At 72.3% G+C, this 26,276-nt stretch carries 24 protein-coding genes; 12 read left to right on the forward strand and 12 right to left on the reverse strand.

The window, feature by feature from the left end:
* The first annotated feature begins 26 nt into the window (after nt 1-26).
* Both G448_RS0106120 and G448_RS15325 read left to right on the forward strand, forming a co-directional pair.
* Nucleotides 27-686: a response regulator transcription factor gene (locus tag G448_RS0106120; protein ID WP_026407282.1), complete on the forward strand. Its 660-nt coding sequence runs from the start codon at nt 27-29 to the stop codon at nt 684-686.
* Nucleotide 687: 1 nt separating this feature from the next.
* The gene (locus G448_RS15325) at nt 688-1,896 is read left to right on the forward strand and encodes a sensor histidine kinase (RefSeq protein ID WP_051268669.1); all 1,209 of its coding nucleotides are present in this window, start codon (nt 688-690) and stop codon (nt 1,894-1,896) included.
* Nucleotides 1,897-2,087: 191 nt separating this feature from the next.
* Here G448_RS15325 and G448_RS0106130 read toward each other — a convergent pair whose 3' ends face one another.
* The 6 genes from G448_RS0106130 to dnaK all read right to left on the reverse strand — a co-directional run bounded on the left by G448_RS0106130 (nt 2,088) and on the right by dnaK (nt 7,839).
* Nucleotides 2,088-2,954: a hypothetical protein gene (locus G448_RS0106130; RefSeq protein WP_026407283.1), complete on the reverse strand. Its 867-nt coding sequence runs from the start codon at nt 2,952-2,954 to the stop codon at nt 2,088-2,090.
* A gap of 7 nt (nt 2,955-2,961) precedes the next feature.
* Nucleotides 2,962-3,408 carry a hypothetical protein gene (locus G448_RS0106135; RefSeq protein WP_026407284.1) on the reverse strand — a complete coding sequence of 149 codons (447 nt, stop codon included), beginning with the start codon at nt 3,406-3,408 and terminating at the stop codon, nt 2,962-2,964.
* Nucleotides 3,409-3,495: 87 nt separating this feature from the next.
* Nucleotides 3,496-4,008 (reverse strand): heat shock protein transcriptional repressor HspR, encoded by a 513-nt coding sequence (locus tag G448_RS0106140; protein WP_026407285.1) that lies wholly within the window; start codon nt 4,006-4,008, stop codon nt 3,496-3,498.
* Nucleotides 4,005-5,024: a DnaJ C-terminal domain-containing protein gene (locus G448_RS0106145; protein WP_026407286.1), complete on the reverse strand. Its 1,020-nt coding sequence runs from the start codon at nt 5,022-5,024 to the stop codon at nt 4,005-4,007. The genes G448_RS0106140 and G448_RS0106145 overlap by 4 nt, the downstream gene beginning before the upstream one ends.
* A 212-nt stretch (nt 5,025-5,236) precedes the next feature.
* Nucleotides 5,237-5,983 (reverse strand): nucleotide exchange factor GrpE, encoded by a 747-nt coding sequence (locus tag G448_RS0106150; protein WP_026407287.1) that lies wholly within the window; start codon nt 5,981-5,983, stop codon nt 5,237-5,239.
* Nucleotides 5,980-7,839: a molecular chaperone DnaK gene (dnaK, locus tag G448_RS0106155; RefSeq protein ID WP_026407288.1), complete on the reverse strand. Its 1,860-nt coding sequence runs from the start codon at nt 7,837-7,839 to the stop codon at nt 5,980-5,982. The genes G448_RS0106150 and dnaK overlap by 4 nt, the downstream gene beginning before the upstream one ends.
* 247 nt (nt 7,840-8,086) lie before the next feature.
* On the opposite strand from dnaK, the gene G448_RS0106160 reads away from it, so the two are divergent.
* Nucleotides 8,087-8,503, forward strand: coding sequence for a hypothetical protein (locus tag G448_RS0106160; RefSeq protein WP_026407289.1), 417 nt, complete (start codon nt 8,087-8,089; stop codon nt 8,501-8,503).
* A 335-nt stretch (nt 8,504-8,838) separates the two neighbouring features.
* Complete coding sequence (locus G448_RS0106165; protein WP_026407290.1) at nt 8,839-10,155, forward strand: MFS transporter; 1,317 nt, start codon at nt 8,839-8,841, stop codon at nt 10,153-10,155.
* Between the two features lie 822 nt (nt 10,156-10,977).
* Here G448_RS0106165 and G448_RS15330 read toward each other — a convergent pair.
* From G448_RS15330 to G448_RS15335, 3 genes are all read right to left on the reverse strand, one after another.
* On the reverse strand, nt 10,978-12,369 hold the full coding sequence (locus G448_RS15330) for a multidrug effflux MFS transporter (protein WP_245572206.1): 1,392 nt from the start codon (nt 12,367-12,369) through the stop codon (nt 10,978-10,980).
* 144 nt (nt 12,370-12,513) lie between these two features.
* Complete coding sequence (locus tag G448_RS0106175) at nt 12,514-12,966, reverse strand: hypothetical protein (protein WP_026407291.1); 453 nt, start codon at nt 12,964-12,966, stop codon at nt 12,514-12,516.
* Nucleotides 12,963-13,637: an HAD family hydrolase gene (locus G448_RS15335; RefSeq protein WP_084436393.1), complete on the reverse strand. Its 675-nt coding sequence runs from the start codon at nt 13,635-13,637 to the stop codon at nt 12,963-12,965. The genes G448_RS0106175 and G448_RS15335 overlap by 4 nt, the downstream gene beginning before the upstream one ends.
* 62 nt (nt 13,638-13,699) lie before the next feature.
* Between G448_RS15335 and G448_RS15340 the strand changes: the two genes are divergently transcribed.
* The 5 genes from G448_RS15340 (at nt 13,700) to G448_RS0106205 (ending at nt 20,675) form a co-directional block, all read left to right on the forward strand.
* A complete protein-coding gene (locus G448_RS15340) occupies nt 13,700-14,911 on the forward strand; it encodes an ROK family protein (RefSeq protein WP_034494564.1) in 1,212 nt (403 codons plus the stop codon).
* A gap of 401 nt (nt 14,912-15,312) precedes the next feature.
* Nucleotides 15,313-16,752 carry an AAA family ATPase gene (locus G448_RS0106190; protein WP_026407292.1) on the forward strand — a complete coding sequence of 480 codons (1,440 nt, stop codon included), beginning with the start codon at nt 15,313-15,315 and terminating at the stop codon, nt 16,750-16,752.
* Nucleotides 16,725-17,816 carry a tetratricopeptide repeat protein gene (locus tag G448_RS15345; protein ID WP_084436395.1) on the forward strand — a complete coding sequence of 364 codons (1,092 nt, stop codon included), beginning with the start codon at nt 16,725-16,727 and terminating at the stop codon, nt 17,814-17,816. Before G448_RS0106190 ends, G448_RS15345 begins: the two co-directional genes overlap by 28 nt.
* A gap of 699 nt (nt 17,817-18,515) precedes the next feature.
* Nucleotides 18,516-19,505 carry a phosphodiester glycosidase family protein gene (locus G448_RS0106200; RefSeq protein WP_034494567.1) on the forward strand — a complete coding sequence of 330 codons (990 nt, stop codon included), beginning with the start codon at nt 18,516-18,518 and terminating at the stop codon, nt 19,503-19,505.
* Nucleotides 19,506-20,675, forward strand: a complete 1,170-nt coding sequence (locus G448_RS0106205) for a glycosyltransferase (protein WP_026407294.1) — start codon at nt 19,506-19,508, stop codon at nt 20,673-20,675.
* 177 nt (nt 20,676-20,852) lie between these two features.
* Here the strand turns inward: G448_RS0106205 and G448_RS15355 are convergent, their stop codons facing one another.
* The 3 genes from G448_RS15355 to G448_RS18975 form a co-directional block, all read right to left on the reverse strand.
* Complete coding sequence (locus tag G448_RS15355) at nt 20,853-21,281, reverse strand: hypothetical protein (RefSeq protein WP_034494569.1); 429 nt, start codon at nt 21,279-21,281, stop codon at nt 20,853-20,855.
* A 176-nt stretch (nt 21,282-21,457) separates the two neighbouring features.
* Entirely contained in the window at nt 21,458-22,147 is a 690-nt protein-coding gene (locus G448_RS0106215) for a response regulator transcription factor (protein WP_026407295.1), read from the reverse strand.
* A 58-nt stretch (nt 22,148-22,205) separates the two neighbouring features.
* On the reverse strand, nt 22,206-23,459 hold the full coding sequence (locus tag G448_RS18975; protein WP_051268674.1) for a sensor histidine kinase: 1,254 nt from the start codon (nt 23,457-23,459) through the stop codon (nt 22,206-22,208).
* A 130-nt stretch (nt 23,460-23,589) separates the two neighbouring features.
* On the opposite strand from G448_RS18975, the gene G448_RS0106225 reads away from it, so the two are divergent.
* From G448_RS0106225 to G448_RS0106235, 3 genes are read left to right on the forward strand one after another with little or no spacing between them, the layout of a single operon-like run.
* Nucleotides 23,590-24,384, forward strand: coding sequence for an ABC transporter ATP-binding protein (locus G448_RS0106225; protein ID WP_026407296.1), 795 nt, complete (start codon nt 23,590-23,592; stop codon nt 24,382-24,384).
* Entirely contained in the window at nt 24,381-25,181 is an 801-nt protein-coding gene (locus G448_RS0106230; RefSeq protein ID WP_026407297.1) for an ABC transporter, read from the forward strand. Before G448_RS0106225 ends, G448_RS0106230 begins: the two co-directional genes overlap by 4 nt.
* Nucleotides 25,178-26,035, forward strand: coding sequence for a cupin (locus G448_RS0106235; protein ID WP_245572207.1), 858 nt, complete (start codon nt 25,178-25,180; stop codon nt 26,033-26,035). Before G448_RS0106230 ends, G448_RS0106235 begins: the two co-directional genes overlap by 4 nt.
* Nucleotides 26,036-26,276 lie beyond the last annotated feature (241 nt).

Consider the following 26,276-nt stretch of genomic DNA (forward strand, 5'->3'; position numbering starts at 1 on the left):
CGGTGAGAGAGCAGGAGGTCGATGACGTGCGCGTGCTGGTGGTCGAGGACGAGTCCTACCTCGCCGACGCGATAGCCACGGGGCTGCGCCGCGAGACGATGGCGGTCGACATCGCGGAAGACGGCGCCGAGGCGCTGGCCCAGGTGGAGATCGCCGACTACGACGTCGTCGTCCTGGACCGGGATCTGCCCGGAATCCACGGCGACGAGGTCTGCGCCCGTCTGGCCCGTGAGCACCCGGATGTGAAGGTCATCATGCTCACTGCGGCCCGCTCCCTGCGCGAGCGCGTCGAGGGCTTCGAGCTCGGAGCGGACGACTACCTCGTCAAGCCCTTCGAGTTCCCCGAGCTCGTGGCGAGGCTGCGCGCGCTGGAGCGGCGAAACCAGCCGGCGCGCGAGCCCATCCTGGAGTCCCGGGGGGTGCGCCTGGACCCCTTCCGCCGGGAGGTCTCGCGCGACGGCCACTTCGTGCGCCTGAGCCCCAAGGAGTTCGCGGTCCTCCAGCTGCTCATGGAGGCCGACGGCGGGGTGCTCAGCGCCGAGACGATCCTGGAGAAGGCCTGGGACGCGAACGCCGACCCCTTCTCGAACACGACGCGGGTGACCATCTCCAACCTGCGCAAGCGCCTCGGACGACCCTGGGTCATCCAGACCGTCCCGGGCGCCGGCTACCGCTTCGGGGACTGACATGGTGGACCGTCCCTCAACCGATCGGCCCGACGTCGGGCTCCCGACGACGGCTCCGGGATCCCGGCTTCGACGGCTGACCATCCGAGCCCGGCTCACGCTCACCTACGCGGGCCTGGTGACCGGGTCGGGCGCCGTTCTCATCGCCCTCGTCTACCTCTACATGAGACAGCTCCAGGTGGCGGTCCCCGAGCAGGCCCCGAGCACGGACGGGGTCGAGGAGGAGGTCTACCTGCGGATCACCCTCATGTCCGAGTTCCTCAACACGATGCTCGTCATCTCCCTGGGGGCCCTCGTCCTCCTCGCCCTGCTCTCCGGGGCGGTCGGCTGGGTGGTCGCCGGCCGCATGCTCGCCCCGCTGTCGACGATGAACGAGGCCGCCAAGCAGGCCGCGTCCGGAGACCTCAGCCGGCGACTCTCGCTGACGGGTCCCCGCGACGAGATCCGCGACCTGGCGGACACCTACGATCACATGCTCGACTCCCTGGAGACCTCCCTGGGGACCTACCGCCGCTTCGCGGCGAACGCCTCCCACGAGCTGCGCACGCCGCTGGCGACGGCCCAGACGATGATCGACGTGACACTGGCGGATCCCACCGCGTCCGCGGAGCAGCTGCGATCCCTGGCGGAGCGGTTGCGGGAGACCAACCGGGCCAATGTGGAGACCGTTGACGCCCTGCTCGACCTTGCGGAGGCCCAGTCGGGCGACCTCTACCGGGAGCAGGTCGACCTGGGGGAGGTGGTGGCCTCGGCGCTCTCCCAGCTCGTCCCGGAGGCCGGCACGCGGGAGGTGGACCTGCCCGAGCCCCCGGACGCCCTCGTCGTCGTGGAGGGGGATCCGGTGCTGCTGCGCCAGGCGGTCTCGAACCTGCTGCGCAACGCGGTGCGGCACAACGTCGCTCACGGCGGCATCGAGCTCGAGCTCACCAGCACGGACGACCGGGCCCGACTGCGGGTGTCCAACGACGGCCCGCTCGTGCCCGCGGAGCGGCTGGAGTCGCTGCGGGAGCCGTTCGTCCGCGGTTCCGGCCGGGGCCGGACGCGGGACGCCGGGCACGGTCTGGGCCTGGCCATCGTCTCCGCCGTGGCGACCGCCCACAACGGCGTTCTGGAGCTGTCCGCGAACCCCTCCGGCGGTCTGACCGTCACCCTCGACCTGCCCGTGCGCAACGATGATCCGACGCATCCCGAGGACGACCCCGCCGCCTGATGGGCGGTCGGCTCGCCGACCCCGGCCAGGGGGACGGTCCGTCCCATCCAGGGCCTCGGGACAGAGCCCGACGTGCCGGGCGGGCCCTCCCCTCGACGGTCGGACGGACCCGGCACGAGCACGGCGGACACGGCTGGGCGCGGGTGCGGCGATACCGCTCGACGAGCCCCGGTGATCGGACCCCGGTTCGCTCAGCGCAGCGGACCCCAGCTCGCGTACATGCGATTGAGGGCACGGTGGCGCAGCAGCCGGACGGCCCCGACAATCGTCACCACCAGCCCGGCCATTCCCGTCACAGCGGCGACCAGGAGCAGCATCTCGCTCAGCGGCAGGCGGGAGAGGTCCAGGGGCGGCCCGATGATGACGTCGTCGGTCCCTCCGGGGCAGGTCACCGTGAAGGTGCCCGTCGACGGCGCCTCGAAGGAGCCGTAGGGGAAGTCCTCGGTCAACGGGGTCAGGGCCACGGAACCGCCGTCCGGGCCCGTCACGGTGCAGTCGGTCGTCGTCCTGCCGAGCGTCGATGTGTACAGGGCCGAGGCGCTTCCCTGCTCCAGGTACACCGTGCCGGCTTCGCCCAGGGGCTCGCCGGGGCCGCGGGATCCCCCGAAGGCGAGGGAGACCGCGGCGAGGGAGAGGATCAGCGGCAGCACGAGCATGAGGACCAGACCGATCGCCGCCATGCGCCACGGATGGTACGCCGCCGCCCGGGAGCGCGCACCGAGCCCGGTGTCGTGCCCCGGACCGGTGCGCTCGCGCACGGGGGGCAGAGGAGCCGCCAGCCGAACGGCCCTCCCGCCGGACGGGCGCACATAGGGGTCGGGATCCTCCCTCCCGTGGTCCCCCGTCGGTCCTCCTCCGCGGCCCGGATCGCGCCCGTCCCCGATGTCCTCCACGGGCGAGCCGTACGACGGCGTCTGAGAGTCCGATGACCAGTCCGAGTCCGCGGCCGACTCCATCAGCGGCCCATTCCCCTGCTCGTACAGGTACGCCGCCAGCTCCTCGGGACTCAGGCGCTTCCCGTAGCGGGGCTCGCCGTCGTCGGTCTCGTAACGCGCCACGCGAGGCTCAGCCCTGGCGGCCGCCCGGGCCGCCGATCCTCGCCGCGATCTCGAGCACGAGACGCAGCAAGAAGATGTCGACGCAGGCCTTGGGGGCGTTCATGAACAGGTTGACGAGGAACCTGCCGACGTCGAGGTTGTTGCTGCCGAGGCTACTCGTGCTGTAGCTGTAAGCGGCGTAGAGCCACAGCAGGACGTAGCCGACCGTGCCCACGATCATGACGATGGTGCCGTACCTGGACGCGAAGGCGCGGCTGGCGTCGAACAGGTTGGAGAAGAGCGAGCCTCCGGCCGCGGACTGCGGCGGCATCACGCCGGCGGGGGCGTACTGGGCGGTCTGCGGAGCCCCCGCGAACTGCTGCTGCGGGTTGTACGTGCCCGGGGCCGACGGCGCGGAACTCGGCGGAATATAGGGCTGCCCAGGATTGGGAGCAGGGCTGGGAGGCTGTGTCATGGCGAACTTCCTTCGTCGTTGGGGGTACCTACACACTATAACCGCGAGCAGAAGCGCTCCGGGTCATGGATCACGCTTCGATCACGGTTAGATGCGGCGCAGGACGACGCCCTTGCCCGGGCGAGTCTCCCGCATCACCCCGGGCGCACCGGCGGTCGGCACCCCGGCGCCGGCGGTGAAACTCCGGCCCGCCCGGCCCGCCCGACCGGCGCGGGCGGGCACGACCCGGACCTCGCCGTCGGCGGCCGCGGCGAAGACCCGTTCAGCGGCCGCCTGACGCAGGCGCATGGCGCGGTTCTCGCGCTCAAGAGCCTCCAGACGGCGTTCGAGCTCCAGGATGCGCCGGATGCCCTCGAGGTTGACGCCGTCCTGACTGAGAGCCTGGACCCGGCGCAACTGCTCGACGTCGCGGTGGGAGTAGCGTCGCCCCCGCCCGGAGGTGCGGGCGGGGGTGACGAGTCCGAGGCGGTCGTACTGGCGCAGCGTCTGCGGATGCATGCCGGCCAGCTCGGCGGCCACGGAGATGACGTAGACGGCGCGCTCGGCGGCGTCGTCGGCTGGGAAGTCGACGCCCTGGCCGGTGCGACGCCGCGGGCTCATTGCGAGGCCTCCCGGGCCAGCGAGGCGCGCGGGTCGGACTCCATGGCGGCGTCGAAGGCCTCGAGGGCATCCTTGGCCGCGCGCGAGAGCTTCCTGGGCACGGCGACCTGGATGGTGACGAGGAGGTCCCCGGCCTTCTTGGAGGTGACGACCCCCTTGCCGCGCACTCGCATGACGGTGCCCGAGGAGGTGCCCGGCTTGATCTTGATGCGGGTGGTCGTCCCGTCCAGGAGCGGCACCTCGACGGTCGCTCCGAGAGCCGCCTCCCTGAGAGTGACCGGCAGGTCCATGCGCAGGTTGACGCCGTCGATGGAGTAGACGGGATGCTTGGCGACCGTGATGGTGATGACCATGTCGCCGTTCTCGCCGCCGTCGCGGCCGGGACGCCCCTTGCCGCGCAGGCGGATCTTCTGCCCGTTGTGGACGCCCGCGGGGATGCGCACGGTCATGGTCCGCCCGTCGGCAGTGAGCTCGACGGTGGTGCCGGCCACGGCGTCGCGCAGGGACAGGGTCGCGCTGGTGATCACGTCGGGGCCCTTGACGGGCTCGGGCTGGGAGGCGAAGCCTCCGAAGCCGAAGGGGCTGCGCGAGCGCCTGCCCCCGAAGCCGCCCGTGCCGCCGGCGGCCCCGAACTGGCGCAGGAGCTCATCGATGTCGGGCTCGGCGCTTCCCGACGTGGAGAAGCGGACGTTGCCGCCCCCGCCGCCGAACATCGAGGAGAAGATGTCCTCGAAGCCGGCGCCGGCGCCGCCCGACCCGGAGGTGAAGCGGGCTCCGCCGCCGGCCATGGAGCGGATGGCGTCGTACTGCTGGCGCTCCTTGGCGTCGGACAGGACCGCGTAGGCCTCCCCGATCTCCTTGAACTTCTCGGCCGCTGCGGCGTCGTCGGGGTTGCGGTCGGGGTGGTACTTCTTGGCGAGGGCTCGATACGCCTTCTTGATGGCTGCGGAGTCGGCGTCCTTGGCGACGCCGAGGACCGCGTAGAAGTCCTTGGTCATCCAGTCCTGGCTGGCCATGGGTCACCGCCTCCTTGTCCGGGTGGTGGTCGTGGTTCTCTGTCTTTCGTGCGATGCGGGTGCGTGGTGGGCTCCGACGGCGGGGGCCGGGCGCGGGTGCCGGCCCCCGCCGTCGGATCCGGTGCCGGTCCGAACCGATCTCGGTGCGGAACTGAACCGATCTCGGTGGGGAACTCGACCGATCTCGGTGCGGAACTGAACCGATCTCGGCATCAGGCGGGGTTGGCGACCTGGACGCGCGCGGCGCGCACGACCCGCTCGCCGAGGCGGTAGCCGGGCTGGAGGACGAGCGCGATGGTCGGCTCGCTCACCTCCTCCGACTCGGTGGCCATGAGCGCCTCGTGGATCGTCGGGTCGAAGGCCTCGCCCGCCTCGCCGAAGCGCACCACACCGAACTTGTCGGCCAGGATCGCCTCCAGCTTGCCGGCGGTCGTCTCGAAGGTGCCGGTGAGGTCGCCGTGCTGGCGGGCCAGCTCGATCTCGTCGAGGACCGGGATGAGTGCCTCGACGACGGCCGCCTGACCGGTCTCCCGATGCCCCGCGGCCCCCTCCCGGGAGCGGCGCACGAAGCCCTGGTACTCCTGCTGGAGGTTGTACAGGTCGGCGCGCGCGCGGGCCAGGTTGTCGGCCGCCCGGGCGGCCTCGGCGCGGACCTGCTCGAGCGTCGAGGCCTCCGAGGGCTCGGAGGACCCGGCGGCCTCGGAGGAGTCCGCGGCTCCGGCCCCGCCGGGCCCGGCCGCGCCGTCGTCGGCCTCGGAGGACCCGGCCGACCGAGTCCCGTCCTCGTCGTCGGCCGACGGCCTCTCGGCCCCGCCGGCCTCCCCGGCCGCCCCCGAGGGAGCGACCGGGTCGCCCGACTCGTCCAGCACGACGTCGTCGAAGGCGGACTCGACGGCATCCGCCAGGGCGGGGTCGATCCGGCCCTCGCCGTCCTCGCGATCGGCGTCCCCGGCACTCACTTGGAGTCCTCGTCGTCAACGATCTCGGCGTCGACGATGTCGTCGTCCTCGGCGGGGGCCTCGGAGGAGGCGCCGGCGGAGGCCTGGTTCTGCTGCTCGGCCTGCTCGTGCTGGTAGAGGGCCTCGCCGATCTTCTGCGCGACCTCGTTCAGCTTCTCCTGAGCGGTCTTGACCGGCTCGATGTCGTCGCCCTCGAGGGCCTTCTTGAGCTCGTCGACGGCGCCGGAGACCTCGGAGTGGACGGCCTCGGACAGCTTGTCCTTGTTGTCCCTCAGGAGCTTCTCGATGGAGTAGGCCTGCTGCTCGGCGGAGTTGCGGGTCTCGGCGTCCTCGCGGCGCCTCTTGTCCTCCTCCGCATGGGCCTCGGCCTCCTTGACCATGCGGTCGATGTCCTCCTTGGGCAGGGCCGAGCCGCCCGAGATGGTCATGGACTGCTCCTTGCCGGTGCCGCGGTCCTTGGCGGAGACGTGGACGATGCCGTTGGCGTCGATGTCGAAGGAGACCTCGATCTGCGGGATTCCGCGGGGGGCCGGGGCGATTCCGGTCAGCTCGAAGGTGCCCAGCGGCTTGTTGTCGCGGGCGAACTCGCGCTCGCCCTGGTAGACCTGGATGAGCACGGACGGCTGGTTGTCCTCGGCGGTGGAGAAGACCTCGCTGCGCTGGGTCGGGATGGCCGTGTTGCGCTCGATGAGCTTGGTCATGACGCCGCCCTTGGTCTCGATGCCCAGGGACAGGGGCGTGACGTCGATGAGCAGGACGTCCTTGCGGTCGCCCTGGATGACGCCGGCCTGCAGGGAGGCGCCGATGGCGACGACCTCGTCCGGGTTGACGCCCTTGTTGGGCTCCTTGCCGCCGGTCAGCTCGCGCACGACCGAGGTGACGGCCGGCATGCGCGTGCTCCCGCCCACGAGGATGACGTGGTCGATTCCGGAGACCTTGACCCCGGCGTCCTTGATGACGTTGTGGAAGGGGACCTTGGTGCGCTCCAGGAGGTCGGCGGTCATCTCCTCGAAGCGGGAGCGGGTGAGCTTCTCGTCGAGGTGGATGGGGCCGGCCTCGCTCATGGACAGGTACTGCAGGTTGATGTTGGTGCTCGTCGCGGACGAGAGCTCCTTCTTGGCCTGCTCGGCGGCGTCCTTGAGGCGCTGCATGGCGATCTTGTCCTTGGACAGGTCAACGCCGTTCTTGTCCTTGACCTGCTTGACGAGCCAGTCGACGATGCGGGCGTCCCAGTCGTCGCCGCCCAGGCGGTTGTCGCCGTTGGTGGCGCGCACCTGAATGGTGGAGAAGCCGTCCTCGTCCTTGCCGACCTCCAGGAGGGAGACGTCGAAGGTGCCGCCGCCGAGGTCGAAGACGAGGATGAGCTCGTCCTCCTTGCCCTTGTCCAGGCCGTAGGCCAGCGCCGCCGCGGTGGGCTCGTTGACGATGCGGTCCACGCTCAGCCCCGCGATGGTGCCGGCCTCCTTGGTGGCCTGGCGCTCGGCGTCGTTGAAGTAGGCGGGGACGGTGATGACCGCGTTGGTGACGGTCTCGCCGAGGTAGGCCTCGGCGTCGGCCTTGAGCTTGGCCAGGATGCGGGCGCTGATCTCCTGGGCGGTGTACTTCTTGCCGTCGATGGCGACGGACCAGTCGGTGCCCATGTGGCGCTTGACCGAGGAGACGGTGCGGTCGACGTTGGTGACCGCCTGGCGCTTGGCCACCTCGCCGACGAGGACCTCGCCGGACTTGGAGAAGGCGACGACGGAAGGCGTCGTGCGGCCGCCCTCGGCGTTGGGGATGATGGTGGGCTCGCCGCCCTCGAGGACGGCGATGGCGGAGTTGGTGGTACCGAGGTCGATACCGACGGCGCGTGCCATGTGTGGCTCCTTGCTGCTCCCGAGGGAGCGATGATCGAGATTGAGTGGTATGCACTCAGGATTGTGGTTGAGCGGGGGCTTGTCAATTTCGCGCACCACGATCTTGAGTCTGTTGGGCTCAACCTTTGTTGCGAGCGATCCATTCCAGGAGCCGCAGGTGACCTGAGACACGCAGCGCGGAGAGGGCGCGGATCGGGGTGCCGCCAGTCCACCGGACAGACCGTCACGGTCCGATAGCCTCGTCGCCATGTGCACCCCACCCCGGCCTCAGGCCGACAGGCCCGCGCCCGAGGAGGTCTTCGACCACCTGCGCCGCGAGGACGGCGAGCACGTGGGCTACATCGAGATGACCACCGACGGCCGTTTCACCCCCTACGACCTGCTGTGGGTCCGCCGGGGCGAGGCGATGGACCTCGACGAGGCGGAGGCGACCCTGGACGAGGTCGGCCTGCGGCTCCTGGCGGAGGACTGGCTCCTTCAGGAGGAGGACGGGCAGACGGGCGAGGCGACCTGGGCGCGAGTCAGGATCCGCGAGGTCCACCGGGACCGCGTCGTCGTCGCCAGGGCGATGGAGGACCTGTCTGCCGACGTCGCCAAGGCCGTGGACCTCGTCGGCGGCGTCGAACTGCCGCTGCCGACGACGCGACTGCGCCCGGGGCGTTGAGCGGCGCCCCCGCCGGCACCGGCCCCCGACAATGGCGTCCCCGTCACCACCTGCGCAGGCCCCGGCGTCAACGCGCCCCGCGCGGAGGCGAAGGCACGCGGCTCGGCGCCCGCCGGATCGCACGGCCGCCCGTATCGATTCGATCTCGCTCGGTCAGGGTGTCGGGCGAGCTCTTCGACGCATTTCTGGCCGCGCTCGAGTCCGACGTGCCCCGGACCCGTCCTCTGCATCCTGGATCACCAGAATCATGCGAGGCCTCGCGCGGAGAGGGCCGCCGCCGTACCCTGAAGGCGGTGCCCCGCGCGCCGCCCCATCCGTCTCAGCGAGGAGGCCTCATGTCCGAACGCTCCCCATCCGCAGTAGATACTCTCCCCTGGGCGACCCAGGAGGATGTCGATGACTTCTTCGCCCCACCGACCAAATCCGTCAAGCCGCTCTTCGTCACCGCCTACCTCCTGGCCCAGCTCTTCTTCTTCATCGCCCTCCTGGGCCCCGCGATCGTGGCCATCCAGGTCAAGGTCATGGAAATGTTCCCGGGCGACAACTCCGCTCAGGTCGACGCGGTCGCCACCATCGCGGGCCTGGGGGCGCTGGGGGCGCTCTTCGCCAACGTCATCTTCGGGCAGATCTCCGACCGCACCACCTGGGCGTGGGGACGACGCCGCCCCTGGCTCGTCATCGGCATCGTCACCATGACGGTGGGCCTGGCCATGATGGGCCTGCTCAACACCGTGCCCCTGGTGGCCACCGGCTGGCTCATCGGCCAGATCGGCGCCAACGCCACCCTGGCGCCCTTCGTCGCCGTGATCTCCGACCAGATCTCCGAGACCCAGCGCGCCCGCGTCTCCTCATGGATCTCCATCGCCCAGAACCTCGCGGTCCTCATCGCCACCTACCTGGCCCAGGGGCTGGCCACCCGTCTTCCCCTGCTCTTCATCGGCCCGGCCATCCTCGCCATCATCTTCATGACCTGGTTCGCCTTCGTCCTGCCGGACAAGCGCATGCCCGTCAAGCCGACGCGGTTCGGCCTCGTCGAGATGCTCAAGACCTTCTGGGTCAACCCGATCGCTCACCCGGACTACGCCCTGGCCTGGTGGGGTCGCTTCCTCATCACCTTCGCCAGCTTCTCCTTCACCACCTACCGCCTCATATACCTGGTCCACCGGGTCAACCTCACCGAGGAGCAGGCCCGCTCAGTCGTGTCCACGTCCGTGCTCATCTACACCATCGCCCTCATAAGCGCGAGCTTCATCGGCGGATGGCTGTCCGACCTGTACCACCGCCGCAAGGTGTTCGTCATGCTCGCCTCCGTGCTCTTCGGCATCGGCACCGCCCTGCTGGCGCACACCACCACGGTGGGTATGTTCTACTGCGTCGAGGCGATCATGGGTCTGGCCTACGGCATCTACGTGGCCGTCGACCTCGCCCTCGTCGTCGACGTCCTGCCCAACCCGGACAACGCGGGCAAGGACCTGGGCGTGTTCAACATCGCCAACGCCCTGCCCCAGTCCCTGGCCCCCTACGTCGCCCCTATCTTCCTGGCGATCGGATCGCCGGAGGACAAGACGAACTACCCGGCGCTGTGCTACATGGCGGGCGTCTGCGCCATTATCGGCGGTCTCCTCGTCATCCCCATCAAGAAGGTGAAGTAGCTCCGCGGGGAGGACGACCGGGGAGGCGACGCGGCTCAGCGGCAGCGCCCGGTCCTCCGGCGAGGGGCTCGAGGGCCCTGCGGGTGGCGGCGGCCCGGCCGGGCCGCCGCCACCGCCTCTCGCGGGCGCTCACCATGCGCGCCCGCGCTCAGCCCGGCGGAGCCTCCCCGAGGAGGTTGCCGCTGAAATCACGAGCCTCGCCTCCCAGTCCATCGACACCGTCCCGTTCCACCGCTTCACAAGCAGCCTCACTGGCGGCAGGGCTGAGCGCGGTCCTGCGGGGCGAGGTGACGGGGATGCTGGGATCCGATGGACGTGGGCCGATCAGAGGCTCGATTGTCCAAATCTGCCACAAAGGCCCGGATCCTGTGGGAGTGCGCGAGGAGAATCGTTGAGATTCCGGGCTTTTCTTCGGCGCCGATATCGGCTTTCAGCTCCTTTGTGGCAGATTTGGACACGCCTTGCCCGGACGAGTCCCAGGAGCCCCACGCGCCTCACCAGACGGGTGCGCCCCCTACTCCTCGCATCCCGGTCCCCGCCGCCGGGCGGGTCTTTGGGCGCACTCGCCGCACCATCCCCGGCAGGAGGAGCCAGTGAGTTCGTGCGCATCCCGCCCCGTCGGTTCCGGGCACCATCCCCGGGCGGGAGGAACCGGTACCGTCTCCACGTCGATCAGGACCTCCACAGGCGCCCGACAGCCGGGGCCGCCGAACAGAGCCCGAGCCCCAGCCAGTACGAGGTCCGGGCCCTCATCGCGCCCTCGCATTGAGGGGCGGGCACGGAGGACGCCACCCCGGACGGCGCACGCCGACGGCATCGCCATCACAGCTCCGAGCGGCGCTCCCCGCGTGCGGCCGCCTCGTCGGCCGGGCGGTCCCCGTCGTCGGCCGCGTCGTCATCGCCCACGCCGAAGGCCGCCAGCGCGTTCGCGACCACGCCGAGGGCCACGACGACCACGCCGAAGGCCGCACCGCTCGCCTCACCGGTCAATCCAACCAGCGGACTGACCAGGCCGCCGACGACGAACTGGATGAAGCCGAGCAGGGCGCTGCCCGTGCCCGCCCAGCGGCCGGTGCGGTCCAGGGCGATCGCGGGCACGTTGCCCATCGACAGGCCGAGGCAGACCACGTGCACGAGGAGGAGCGCGATCACGACGACGAGCAGCGGCATCCGCTCCGGCCCGTCGACGGGCCCGCGCAGCCGGACCAGGCACACGGCGGCGAGGACGACGTCGACGACGAGCCCCGTGAGCAGCCCGACGCGCACCTGCCGGGTCTGCGGGAAGCGGCGCACGAGCGAGGCGGCCACGGCGATCGTCACCGTCACCGTCGCCCCGCACAGGCCGAAGACGGCCGTGTAGGGCGCCGTCCCCATGCCGAGGACGTTGCGCAGCACGAAGGGCGCGGCGGACAGGTAGGCCATGAGGAGCCCGAAGGCGAGGGCGTTGATGAGGAGGAGCCGCACGAGGACGTGGTCGCGCGCCAGCTCGCGCGTGCCGTCGAGGAGGATCCTCATACCCCCGTCATGACGTCGTTCGGCGGGTAGGGACTCGGGAACCCAGAGGGCGACCATGAGGACGAGCATCCCGGTGAAGCCCGCGACGACGGCGAGGATGCCGCGCCAGCCGATGACGTCGACGAGGGCGCCGCCCAGGATCGGGGCGACCACGGGGGCGATGCCCTGAATGGCCATGACGAGGCTGAGGGCCCGGGTGGCGGTGATGCCGCGCGAGCGGTCGGAGATCACGGCGCGCCCCAGGACCATGCCGGCGGCACCGCCGAGTCCCTGGAAGAAGCGGGCGACGAGGAGGAACGGCAGGGCCGGCGCCACGACGGTGCACACGCTCGCGACGAGGGCGAGCACGCTGCCCCACAGGAGGAGGGGGCGCCGGCCGAAGCGGTCGGACAGGACGCCGATGCTCAGCTGGCCGAGCGCCACGCCCACGAGGAAGGTCGTCATCGTCAGCTGGACGCTGGAGGCGGAGACGTCCAGGTCGTCGGCCATCTGGGCGAAGGCGGGCAGGTAGGTGTCGGTGGCCAGGGGCGCGACGGCCGCGAGCGCCGCGAGGGCGACGAGGAGCGTGGCCGTGAAGGAGGTGCGCAGCCCGGCATCGGACCGCGCATCCGCAGCGCCTCCCTCCCCGGTCCCGCCGCCGGGTCCCGGGCTCCCTTCCTGGGGGGAGGGCGAGGATCCTGAGGGCGGGGATGGCGTCATGCACTGAGATTACGAAGCGTCCGGACCGCAGCGTCAGCGGGCGGCGACGTGATGTGCTCCACGTCGGACTCGTGCGTCCCGGCGCTCCCCCGCCGACTCCCGCCGACGGCGCTCACCGCCCTCGTCCGCCGATCGCGCCGACCCTCAGGGCCCCCACTGACGGGCGACGCTCCCGGTGATCCGCAACCCGGTCGCGCAGAACCAGCGGCCCAGCCCGCTGACGGCACTGCGAACGCCGCGAGCGCCGGGAGCGCCGCAGGCGTCGTCGGGGTCGGGGACCGGGAGGCCGGGCTCGACCCGGTCGATGAGACCGCCGATATCGCCGTCGGGCGGGACGGGGGCCACGATCGCACCGGCCCGCAGCCCCGCCATCGCGCCCTGATCGGTGCAGGCGATCAGCAAGACTCCGCGCAACGGGGCGGCGGTGTCCCGCGCCGCCCGACGGACGGTCAGCGCCGTGGGCCGGTGCGGCAGGGTCCTCCAGGGGATCCGATGCCGGTCCAGCAGCATCACGACGTCCAGAGCGCCGTCGGGCGGGGTCGGGGTCACCGGGTCGGGCGACTCGAACAGGACGGCGCGCGAGTCGGTGATTCTCATGGCAGTCGAGAGCTCGGTCGGGGTCCCGCCGAGGCCAGGAGCCGGCGCAGCTCGTGCAGATCATCGCACGCCACATCGCACTCGGCTCCGGCCTCCCGGGTCCCGCCCACCGCCACGACGAGCGTCCCCGCGGCCCGTGCCGCCTCCAGGCCGGGGGCGGAGTCCTCCACACCGGCCACTCGGCGGGGCTCGACCCCCAGGCGCCGCACCCCCAGCAGGTAACCGTCCGGATGGGGCTTGCCGCGCTCAACGTCGTCGAAGGAGACGATGACCGGCGCCTCGATCCCGGCGGCCCCCAGGCGCGCGCGGGCCAGACGCAGGTGCGCGTTGGTGACCACGCCCCAGGGCAGGCGCCGCTCATCCAGCCAGGCCACCAGCTCCGGAGCGCCAGGGGCGGGGATGACGCCGTCGATGTCCGCGCACTCGCGCTCCAGGTGAGCGGCGACGTGGCGAGCCAGCTCCGCCGCCCCGATGCCCGGCAGGAAACGGCGCACGGTGGTGGCGGCGTCCGGGCCGTGGCACACCGCCAGGACGGTCGCCGGATCGAGGCCGTTATCGCGGGCCCAGGCCCTCCATGTGGCCTCGACGGCGGCTCCCGAGTCCACCAGGGTGCCGTCCATGTCGAGAAGGACGGCACGGCAGGAGGCAAGATGGCGCATGGGCGAGGTCATGCGCCCATTAAACTCGTTATTCGATTAAAATACTAGACGCAGATACAGGAACCGGAGAACCCGTGGCACGACGACGCAGCACCGCCGATCAGCTCCGCTGGGCCCTGGCGGCCGACGTCTGCGCCCTCGTGCGGGCGACTCCCGGCATCACCCGGGCGGGAGTCGCCCGGGAGCTCGGGATCTCCACCGGCACGGCCACCGACCTCGTCACCAGGATGCGCCGGACCGCCATCCTGACCGAGGGGGACCCGGTCCCCCACGGCCGCGGGCGTCCCACCTCAGTTCTCGCCGCGCATCCCCGGGGGCCGCTCGTCATCGCCGTCGAGATCACCGCCACCGACTGGCGGATGGCCAGCGCGGGCCTCGACGGCCGCCTCACCACCGCGGTCTCCGCCCTCCACCGAGGACGCAGTCCCGCCGACGTGCTCGCCCCCATCCGCCGGGCCGTCGCCGCCGAAGCGCGTGCCCGCGCGGGCAGGGTGCGGGTCGTGTCGGTCGCCGTGGCCGCCACCGTCCGCGACGGGAGCGTCGTCCAGTCCTCCGTCCTGGACTGGGACCGGGTGAGCCTCGCCCCCCTGGGTGCACCGAAGGCCGCCCTCCTGGTCGCCAATGACGCCACATGCGAGGCCCTGGCCGAATCCCGCCGCGGCGCCTCGCACGGGGCGCGCTCCGCCCTGCACCTGACCGTGCTCACCGGCGTCGGCGGCGGCCTCGTCCTCGACGGCGCGCCCGTGCTCGGGGCGACCGGCCTGGCCATGGAGGTCGGCCACCTCCCCTTCGGCGACCCGCGGGCGCTCTGCAGTTGCGGGGCCCGGGGCTGCTGGGACACCGTCCTCGGCGCCAGGCCGCTGGCCGCACGGCTGGGGGCCGACGACGACTCCCCGGCGGACATCGAGACGATCATCGCCCGAGGGGATCCCGCTCACCGCCCCGCCCTCACCGCCGCGGCCACGAGCCTGGGACGGGGACTGGCCGGACTGATCAGCGCCGTCGATCCCGACGTCGTCACCCTCGGCGGGCTCGGGCCGCTCCTGCGCGCTCACTGTCCCGAGGCCTTCGAGAAGGCCCTGACGAGCGGCCTCATGACGTGCCTGAGCGAGAACCGGCCGCGAATCACCACCAGCGCGCTCGGAGCCGATGCCGCGCTGGTGGGCGCCGTCGAGACGGCCCTGGACGAGGTGACGAGTCCCGCGGGTCTCGCCGCCTGGGCGGCGCGCGGCGACCCCGCCACGGAATCGCCGGCCAGCCGCGAGCACCCGCCGCCCGGGCGCTGAGAGCTCCGAACCTTCTCCGGACGCACCGGTCCAGCCGATGCCGCCCCGCCCGGACACTGAGAGCCCGGGCTGCGCCGTCCGGCACCGTGGGCGGGAGCCGCGCGGGAGGCGCTGGCCGCCGATGGACCGCGTGTGGTCCGAGAGGACGTGGGCGGGAGCCGCGCGGGAGGCGCACCAGCGGCACCCGAACAAGAGCGTCCGGCATCGTGGGCGGGAGTGCCGGCCCCGCCCGGGCGCTAAGCCCCCCCCTCAACCGACGTGAGCCTCAGCATCACATGCTCCGCCGGCCCCGCCCGGGCGCCGGGGCTCCCGCCCGGACGAGAGTCGAGATCGACCCGGCTCCGCGCGGAGGCCGGCCCGGAGCCGGAGCAACGGCCCCGACACGCCGTTAGACTGATCGAGTGAGCGACCCACTCATCGACTCTCTGGCGCGCGCCGTGGACGCGGCCCCCGACGACATCCGACTGCGCACCCACCTGGCCGAGCTCCTCATCGAGGCCGGCCGCCAGGCGGAGGCGGTGACGCAGTGCGCCACCGCCCTCCAGTGCGACCCCACCGACGAGGCCGCTCGCGAGCTCATGGCTCGCGCCCTGTCCGCCCGATCCGCGACGACGCCGCAGGATGCGCACCCCGAACCCCACCACCGGTCCGAGCCCGGGCCCGCGTCGCCAGTGCCGCCGCCGGCATCGCCGTCCAGTCCGGTGACCCTTCCGGCGTCGCCGGCCGACGCCGCCGCAGCCGGTACGCCTGCGGCGAGCCCATCGCCCAACGGGCCCGCGGCGGGCACCCAGCCCGGCACGCCCGAGGCGGGCCCCTCGCCCGAGGCAACCGGGGACACCGAGGGCTTCGACTGGCACCGGGCCGAGAAGGACCTGACGACCGACCCGGCCGCGTTGTCCACGCCCGGCGGCCCCGACCTGGTCTCGGTACCGGTCAAGGCGGGCGACTCCGACGACCCGGATATCTGGGAGGTGGAGAAGGCCGATATCACGCTCGCCGACGTCGGCGGCATGACCGAGGTCAAGAACCGTCTCGAGGCCTCCTTCCTCGCTCCCATGCGCAACCCCGAGCTGCGCCGACTCTACGGCAAGAGCCTGCGCGGCGGCCTGCTCCTGTACGGTCCGCCGGGCACGGGGAAGACCTTCATCGCCCGCGCCGTCGCCGGGCAGATGGGAGCGGGCTTCCTCAACGTCACCATCACCGACGTCCTCGATCCCTATATCGGCAACTCCGAGGCCAACCTCCACAAGGCCTTCGAGCAGGCCCGCGAGCACAGCCCGTGCGTCCTCTTCCTCGACGAGCTCGACGCCATCGGCATCAAGCGCTCGCTCTCACGCAGCTCGGGTATACGCGGCACCGTCAACCAGCTCCTCGAGGAGCTCGACGGCATCGGCAGCGACAACGAGGGCGTCTACCTCCTGGCCGCCACCAACGCGCCCTGGGACATCGACCCGGCGCTGCGCCGCCCCGGACGGCTCGACCGGAGCATCCTCGTCCTGCCGCCGGACGGGCCGGCGCGCGCCGCCATCCTGCGCACGCACCTGCGCGAGCGCCCCGCCGAGGGCATCGATCTCCAGGAGCTGGCCCGCACCACCGACGGCCTGACCGGGGCCGACCTGTCGCACCTGTGCGACAGCGCCGCGGAGAAGGCGCTCCTGGACTCCGTGCGCACCGGCTCCCCCCGCATGATCACCATGGAGGACATGCTCGCCGCGCTGCGCGAGATCCGCCCCTCCAGCGGCCCGTGGTTCGAGGTCGCCCGCAACGTCATCGAGTACGCGGATTCCTCGGGGGAGTACGCCGAACTGCGCGAATGGATGAAACGGCACCGCCTGCTGTGAGCGATGAGGACTACAACCGGCAGTGGGCGAGGGCCTACCAGCTCGTGGAGATGGGGCAGGACGACCGGGCCATGAAGGCCCTGACCGATCTCCTCGCCCACTACCCGGAGCACGCGGATCGCACGCAGCTCGCCCTCGCGATCGCCCACGACCGTGCGGACCGCATCGATCAGGCCGTCGCCTCGGCTCGTGCCGCGGTTGCGCTCGCCCCGCAGGAGCCCGAGGCGCACCACTGCCTCGGTCATGTCCTGACGCGCCAGGGGGACCGGGACGGCGCCGAGCACGCCCTGCACGAATGCCTCGCCCTGGATCCCCACAATGCCGGAGCGCACTCCGCCATGGCCCGCGTGCTGGTGGAGTCGCCGCGCAACGCGGAGGCTCTCGCCCACGCCCGCGAGGCCGTACGGCTGGACCCCGATAATCCGGAGCACCACGCCATGCTGGGCGCCGCCCAGGCGACCGTCGACCCCGCCGCGGCCGACCTCTCCCTGCGGGAGGCCCTCCGACTCGACCCCTCCTACGACCAGGCCCTCGCCCACCTCGCCATCCTGCGCATGCGCCGCGGCGACCAGACCGGCGCCGCGCGCGCCCTCGCCTCCTTCGCCGCGCAGAACCCCCGCAGCAGCATCGTGCGCACGGTGGTCGACCTCTTCCTCGCACAGGTCGTGTCCGTCATCCACACCGGAACGATCCTGTGCCTGCTACTGATGCTGGTGGCGCTCCTCCTCATGCGATTCGCGGACCTGCCCGCCGTCATCGCAGTCCTGGTGCTGCTGGTGATGGCGATGCTGACCGGCATATGGGCGCATCAGCGCATACAGGCCCTGCGCTCCGCTCTCCCGGACCGCGGTCGTCGTATCGCGTGGTCCTTCGTACGGCGCCGTCGCCTCATCGTCGTGTGGGCGCTCCTGCTCGCAGCGATCTGGGCAGGTCTGGCGATCGGGGTCTCCCTCCTGCTCGCGGGCAACGGCGCCGCACCGTGGTGGACGACGGTGAGCGGTTTCGTCGCGACCCTGATCGGCTGGCGCTTATCCCACATCGAGTTCGACGACGAGCTCGAGTGACACCGGTGCCGGCGGGCCGGGCCCCGGAACCGTGTCGCCGCGGGAGCGCGCGCATCTCACGAGCCATGACGTCCGAGACCCTCAGAAGTCGCGAGACGACGCAGGACCCGAGACCGCCCGGTCGTACGTTATGGCGCGCGGTCGTACCCGGACTCGCGAAGTCGTACCCGAGACCGCGCGGTCGTACGCAGACGCGCGCGGTCGTACCTTAGAGCCTCTCTAAGGTACGACCCGGCGCAAGAGGGTACGACCGCGCGCTACAACGTACGACCCGGCACAGGAAGGTACGACCGCGCGGGACCCGGAGCGCCGACACCGGGGCTCGCCCGCGCCGGCCGCACACTGGATGTCACAGACCGCCTCTCCGTGTCATCCCACCCGCCGGCGCGCTCCGCACGTCCACGTCGCTTGCGCCTCAGACCCCGGAACGCGAAGAGCCTCTTTCACAGGAGACCCACAAGAACGACCTGCGTCCGCCACACGCCGATTCGACACCGTGGAGCCATGTCGAACCAGCACCGGCCACCGGCCTCAGACCCCGCCGGCACAGCGGGCGCAGCAGGCACCACCGACGGCACAGCATGCACCATGAGCACGGTAGGCACCACAGACGCCACCGATACAACAGGCACCTCGGGCGCCACAGGCACAGCAAGCACAGCGAGCTCCCCCGGCTCCGCCGACTCGACCGCCGGCTCCATGACCGTCTCAACGGCGACCGCGCCCGAATCGCGGACCCCGCGGCCCCGCCATCGCACGCGTCGCACCTTCCTGCTCGGGGGCGCCGCCGTCCTGGGCCTGACCGTCACCGGCACCAGCGCCTGGGCGCTCAACCGCTTCGTCATCGACCACACCGAGATCACCGACGTGGCCGCCTACGAGGCCGAGAACGCCGCCGCGGCCTCGGCGGCGACCGCCGACGCGGCCAGCGTCGCCATCACCGACTCCTCCTACACCTCCTCACTCACCTCGATCGCGATCAACACGGTCGCCACCGGCTCCGGAGCCGACTCCGTCACCTACTACACGGCCGATGTCACCGTCTCCGACGCCGCCGCCGTCCGCAGCGCCTTCGCCAACAACGAGTACGGCACCAACATCACCGCCAAGCCGAGCCTGATCGCCTCCGAGCACGACGCCGTCCTGGCCACCAACGGCGACTACTACGGCTTCCGCTCCGACGGCATCCTCATCCGCAACGGCGTCGTCTACCGCGATGATGGCGTGCGCGACGGCATCGCCTTCTACACCGACGGCCGCTGCGAGATCTACGACGAGACCTCCACCAGCGCCCAGGCCCTCCTGGACGACGGGGTGTGGAACACGCTGTCCTTCGGTCCCGCCCTGGTCAACGACGGGCGGGTCCTCACCGGGATCGACGAGGTGGAGGTCGACACGAACGTCGGCAACCACTCCATTCAGGGGGCCCAGCCCCGCACGGCCATCGGCTGGGTGGACACCAACCACTACATGCTCGTCGTCGTCGATGGCCGCGACGAGGGCTACTCCCGCGGCGTCACCATGACCGAGCTGGCCGGGATCATGTCCGACCTCGGCTGCCGAGTCGCCTACAACCTCGACGGCGGCGGCTCCTCGGCCATGTACTGGGACGGACGGATCATCAACCGGCCCTCCAACGGTGGCGAGCGAGCCACCTCCGACATCCTCTACATCACCCGGGGGGCCTGAATGCGCACGACGACCCGGCCCGACTCCGGCTCCCGCCCGACCCGGGAGCGCCCCCGCCTCGACGACGTCGCGCCCCGGCACCGCCCGCCCCTCCCGGCCGCGGAGCCTCATCGCGACGCCCGACGCGCGACCGCGGCGAGACACGGCGTCGTCGCGCTCGTCGTCCTCATCCCCGCCTACCAGCCGGACATGCGCCTGACCCGCCTGATGCGGGACGTGCGGCGCGCGCTTCCGGAGACGCGGGTACTCGTCGTCGACGACGGCTCCGGCCCCGCCTACGAGGGCGTCCTCGCCACGGCCCGCGCCGCCGGAGCGGTGGTCACCGGCTACCCGGTCAACGCGGGCAAGGGCGAGGCCCTGCGCACCGGTCTGGCGCGGGTGATCCGCCTGTGGCCGGGCGCCGACGTCGTGTGCGCCGACGCCGACGGCCAGCACACGCCCGCCGACATCGCCGCGGTGGCCCGCCGGGTCCACGAGACCGGTCGCATGACGCTGGGCGTGCGAGCCTTCACCGGATCGGTGCCTCTGCGAAGCCGACTGGGCAACAGCGTCACCGCGCTGCTGTTCCGCGGGGCGACGGGGTGGCGGCTGCGCGACACCCAGACCGGTCTGCGCGGCTACCCGGCGGGCGAGCTGGAGTGGCTGCTGGAGGTCCCCGGCGATCGGTACGAGTACGAGCTCTCGACCCTGCTGAGATCCCACGAGCTGGGGATGGCGGTCGAGGAGATCGAGATCGCGACCGTCTACGAGCCCGGCAACGCCTCCTCCCACTTCCGCCCGCTGCAGGACTCCGCGCGGATCTACGCTCCGCTGCTGCGCTTCACGGGGGCGTCCCTGGCGAGCTTCGTCATCGACTGGATCGGGGTCGTGGTGCTGCACCTGCTCACCGGGAGCCTGCTGACGAGCGTGGTGGGCGCGCGGCTGATCAGCGGCGCCGCCAACTTCTTCATGAACCGGCGCGTCTTCCGGGCGGCGCCGGGAACGGTGGGGCGCACGGCCGTGCGCTACGTGGTGCTGGCGCTCGTCCTGGTCGCCGCGAGCTACCTCGCGCTGGCGGCGCTGACCGGGGTCGGCGTCCCGCTGGGCATCGCCAAGATCCTGGGCGACAGCGCGATCTACGTCGCCAGCTACATGGTCCAGCGCCGGGTCGTGTTCCGTGAGAAGGCGTGAGCGATGGGACCGAGCCGGCGCGATCCCGCCGGGGATGGCGGCACTCCCGGCGGGCGGGGCGCCCCGAGCACGGGTCCGTGCAGTCGGAGCCCTCGGTGGCCGGCACTCCCGGCGGGCGGGGCATCCCGGCCGGCCGGGCCTCACCCTCGGCTCCGCGAGTCCTCGCCGGCCTCGGTCTCAGGAGCCCGATCGAGGCTGCATCCAGGCGGGGACGGTCTCGGGGCGACGCGGGTGGAGACGCAGATCCTCGGCGCAGTCCTCAGGGGTGTAGGGAGGATCGAGAGTGGGCGGGGCGTCGTAGTCGAAGTCGGTGGTCAGTCGGTAGTCGTCGGATTTCATGGTCAGGTGCGCCTTGGTCCAGGCCCCGCCGCCGGGCTGGGCCATGGCGGCGCGCAGGTCGATGGCCTCGCGCACGATGATCGCCGGGACCTCGTTGTCCACCCACTGCCCCCGGTACAGGGCGCGGGTGTGGACCAGGACCCGCTGCCCCAGGGCGTCGATGCTCATGATGGTCTCCTGCACACCGGCCTGCCGCATCCACTCGCCCATGTGGTCGGCGACGGTCTGCATCGCGGTCATCTGGTTCTCGAAGGACCAGGGGCTCATGAGTTCTGAGTTCTCCTTGTCGACGGGGTGCCGCGGGGACCCGCGACGCTGCGGCACCAGTCTGCCCGGCCCGTCCGACGTCGGCCAACCAGGTGGCGCCGTCGGGCTCGGTGATGAGATTGCGATCCATCCGACGCCGGCCGCTCCGGACCGTCCGGGGCGCGGCGCGCCCCGCCTCACGCCCCCGGCTGCACGAGACCCGCTTCGTAGGCGGCGATCACGAGTTGGGCGCGGTCCCGTGCATCCAGGCGGGCCAGCAGCGCGGTGATGTGACTGCGGCAGGTGGCGCGGGTGATGCCGAGCACGGTCTCGATCTCGCCGTTGGACAGTCCCCGGGCGATGAGCACGAGAACCTCCCGCTGCCGGGGAGTGAGTCGCCCGACGTCGTCGGCCCGCCGCCCGCAGGCCGCACCGGACGGCGAGCGCGACACGAGACCCCGGAGGATCTGGGGGCTGAGGAGCGACTGACCCTCGTGGACGGTGCGCACGGCGTCGACGACCGTCTGCGGGTCGGCGTCCTTGAGAAGGAAGCCGGAGGCGCCGGCACGCAGCGCCCCCAGCACGTACTCCTCGATCTCGAACATGGTCAGGACGAGGACCCGGGTGCCCGCGAGCGCCGGGTCGGCGCAGATCCGAGCGGTGGCCTCGATACCGGTCAGCCCCGGCATCCGAATGTCCATGACGACGACGTCGGGACGGAGGCCGGCCGCCAAGGCGACGGCGCGGGCGCCGTCCGCGGCCTGCCCGACGATCTCCAGGTCGTCCTCGGCGTCCAGGAGCGCCGCCAGCGAGGCGCGCAGGAGCGCCTGGTCCTCGGCGACGAGGACGCGGACGGGACCGCCGGCCGGGCCGCCGCCGGTCGGCATACCGCCGGCCGGGCCGCCGCTGGTCGGGGCACCGGACGACTCTCTCGTCCCACTCGCGTCACTCATGGGATTCCTCCGCGGACTCGCGCGGGCCGGCTCTCGAAGCGGTCGCCCCGCCGACTCCGCCGGTCCGCGTCGCGGGCAGCGGCAGGACCGCCTCGACGACGAAGCCCGCCCTCACGGCCCCGACGGCCCCGGCCGTCCCATCCGCACCGCCGGCGCCCCGGCCGCCAGCAGCGCCGTCGCCACCATGACCAGCACCGCCGGCACCGCGGAGGGGTCCCGCTCTCAGCGTCCCGCCCATGGCCTCGACCAGCTCGCGCAGTCCCCGAAGTCCCTGGCCGGTGCCGGGGCGAGGCGTCCAGCCGGGAGCCGGACCGTCGTCGACGACGATGACGCGCAGCCGGGAGAACTCCCGCCGGACCGTGACACGGGCGCGCGAGGGCCCGGCATGACGGGCAGTGTTGACCAGCGCCTCGCCCACGACCCGGGCGACCGCCTCCCCCATCGGGGAGGGCCCGGCGCCCCGGTCGGCGTCGATCTCGACCTCCACGCCGGCGCGACGGGCGCGGGTCACGGCCCCGGCCAGAGCGGAGTCCGGATCGCCGGCGCCAATGCCGCTCCCCCGCCACGAGGCTGCGACGGCGGCTCCAGCGGTGCCAGCGCCGTGCGGGGCACCGGCACCGGCGGGAGCCCCGCGGGCGGGCCGGATCATCCGGTCCCCGGGTCCACCCGGGGCCCCCGCCGCCCTCGCCGGCCCGGCCGGGCCCGCAGCCGCAAGGCCCGCCGGACTCGCCGAACCAGCCGCCCTCACCGGCCCGGCCATCCCCGACGCCCCCGTCGGGTCCGGGATACCGTGCGCGGCCGCGCCCTCGTCGCGCAGCACCGCGAGCATGCGCCGCAAGCCGTCGGTGGCCTCCCGGGAGGCCGACTCGACGTCGCGAAGGGCGTGACGCAGACCGTCCGGGGAGGTCTCGAGCCGCTGGGCCACGGCGCAGCGCACGGTGATGGCGCCGAGGTTCCCGGACACGGCGTCGTGCAGCTCGCGGGCGATGACGAGGCGGTCCTCGACGACGGCGCGCGCGGCGGCCTCCCGCGCCAGGCGCCGCTCGTAGGCGCATCGGTCGCGCCGTCGCAGCCACAGGGCAGCGACCGTCAGCAGGGCCATGGCGAGCAGCATCACCATCTGGACTCGGGGGGAGGGCTGCGGGTGCACGCCGACGAAGAGACCCCAGAGCACGGTGAACGCCATGAGGCCGGTGATCACGCGCCCCAGCGTGGAGTGGCGCGGGGGAACGTCGAGTGCGGGCACGCGGCCAGTCTAGGAAGGCGGCCGGGCGAGGTCATCGAACCACGGTCCGAGGCGCGGGGTCCGACGCCTCGCGAGCCCCTCCTCTCGACGGCCGATGCGCATCGCGTCGTCCCACCGGTGAGGTTGCCCCATGATCAGTGTTGAGAACCTCGTCAAGCGGCACGGCCGGAGAGAGGTGCTCCACGGCGTCAGCCTGGAGGCCCGTCCCGGCCGCGTCACCGGCTTCGCCGGCCCCAATGGGGCCGGAAAATCCTCCACCCTGCGGTGCCTGCTGGGGCTGGACCGGACCGACGGCGGGCGCGCGCTCATCGGCGGCCCCCCCTACCGCGAGCTGCGCGAGCCGCTGCGCGCGGTGGGCGCGATGCTCGACGGCTCGGGGGCGCACCCCTCCCGTACGGCCCGCGGTCACCTGGCATGGGTGGCCTCGGGCGCGGGGATCGGGCGGCGCCGGGTGGCTCAGGTGCTGGACATCGTCGGGCTGAGCGAGGCAGCCGGACGTCGGGTGCGCACCTTCTCCCTGGGGATGGGGCAGCGGCTGGGACTGGCCGCGGCCCTGCTGGGGGACCCGGAGGTGCTCATCCTCGACGAGCCGGTCAACGGCCTGGATCCCGAGGGGATCCGCTGGATCCGCAGGCTGCTGCGCCGTCGGGCCGACGCCGGGGGCACGGTCCTGCTGTCCAGTCACGTCCTGGCCGAGCTCGCCGAGGTGGCGGACGACGTCGTCGTCATCGCCGACGGGCGGGTGCGGGCGGCCGGGACGCTCGAGGAGATCGCAGCCGGCTACGCGAGCCTGGAGGAGGCGTTCTTCTCCCTGACCGGGGGCGGGTCCGGCCGCGCGCCCGGGGGTCGGGCCCCGTTCGGAGGCCGGTCGGGACGCCCGGGTCACGCGGATCGTGGGGGCCGCGGGGAAGGGGGCCGGGCATGAGCGCGGCGACGGCGCTGGTCCGCTCGCTCAAGGCGGAGGCGCTCAAGACGGCCGGTCTGCCGGGCGTGTGGGTGGGGGCGGCGCTGGCGCTCGTCCTGCCGGCGCTGGTGGAGTACTACGTCGATCATGACCTACCGGCCAGGCTGGCGGCCGGCGACCCGCGGGCGCTGGCAGGGCTGGACGGCGTCGGCGTCATCGGCCTCTACATGGGGACGACGGGGATCGTGGTACTGGCGGCGAGTGTCGTGGTCAGTGAGTACGCGAGCGACCCGCGCACGAACGGCGCGTCGCGGCAGGTGGCGACGACGATGCTGGTCCAGCCGCGGCGCGGAGCGGCGGTGGTCGCGAAGCTGATCGTCGTCCTGGTGTCCGCGCTGGTGCTCCTGGCGCTGGCGTCGGCGGTGACCTTAGGGCTGTGCCGGCACCTGCTGGGGTCCTGGGCGCCCCTCGATCCGGTGCCGTGGCCGCTGCTGACCGGGATACTGGCCTGGTGGGGGTTCTCGGCGATGGCGTCGATGGCGCTGGCGGCGGCCACCCGCAGCGCGCTGGTGTCGATGACGGTGCTCATCGCGATGTCGACGATGATCTCGCCGGGGGTGCTGCTCATCAAGTCCACCGATGCGGCCCGGTTCCTGCCGGATGCCGCCGCGGTCCGTCTCATCGCGAACCCGACGACGCTGAACTACGACCGTCTCGTGGACCTGCTGTCCGTCCCGATGGCGGCCGCGGTCTGCGCGGCGTGGGCGGGCGGCTGCGCCGTGACCTGCTGCTGGGTGTGGATGAGGAGGGACGCATGAGTGCAGCGAGTCGGGCGCGACGGACCCGGTCTGATCGCTCGGAGAGCCAGGAGCACCAGAGCCGTCCCGGCATCGGAACCGGAGCGGTGGGCCGCCTCGGGGAACGCGAGGACTCCGGCCCGAGCCGCCTCGGCACCGGGGTCCGGGGGCGCGCGAGGACCGGGGCCCGAAGGCGGGCGTTGCGCAGCGAGCTGCTGAAGGTCGCGACGCTGCCGGCGATGTGGTGGACGCTCCTGGTGACCGCCGGACTCGGGGCCGCGATCATCCTGTCGGCGCTTCAGAACGACACGGGCGGACGCGCGTTCGGCTTCGACCAGATCGCCCCGACGTGGACGCTGGCGGTGCAGATCGGGTTCGTGGCCGCCGGGGTGATCATGTCCGGGGCCGAGCACTCCAGCGCTCAGGGGACGACAACGCTCCTGGTGACGCCGGCGCGAGCGCGGCTGGCGGCGGCACGTCTCGGTGCGCTGACCGGCGCGGGTCTGGTGACGGCGAGCGTCCTGGTATCGGTGGGCGTGGTGATGTGCCCGGAGATATCGGCCGCGGCTCTGCGGGCCGGCGGCAGGAGCGTGGTGTGGCTGACGGCGGCGCTTCTGCTGGCCGCGGGTCTCGGCGAGATCCTGCGCAGCACGACGGGTGCGGCGACGGCCGCCGTGGTGCTGGTGGTCCTGGCGCCGCAGGTGGCCGTGATCGCGGGCGACGCCGCCCGCTGGCTCCCGGGCCAGGCGGGCCAGATCTGGGTGGCGGCGGCTGGGCCGCGCGCCGACGTCGTCATGGCCGGATTGGTGGTGCTCGCCTGGACCGCGGTGGCTCAGGCGGGCGGAATCCTGCGCCTCATCCGCTCGGATGCATGAGCGCGGATCCTGACAGAGCGACGGACCGCCGCGCGCAGTCGCCCCGGTTCCGCAGCAGTCCACGGCAACGCGTCGTGACGAACCTGTTACTCTGCTCATGAGCCTTTTGCACAACCCCTGATCCTGAGGAAGCACAATGGCCGCCAACGAGAAGAGAGCAGCTCTCGACAGGCAGCACAGCACGACCTCCACGGCGGTCGACGTCGACAGTCTGAAGAAGGCCTTCACCGACTTCCTCGAG

This window comes from Actinomyces gerencseriae DSM 6844 (assembly GCF_000429265.1).
GTDB classification, from domain to species: domain Bacteria; phylum Actinomycetota; class Actinomycetes; order Actinomycetales; family Actinomycetaceae; genus Actinomyces; species Actinomyces gerencseriae.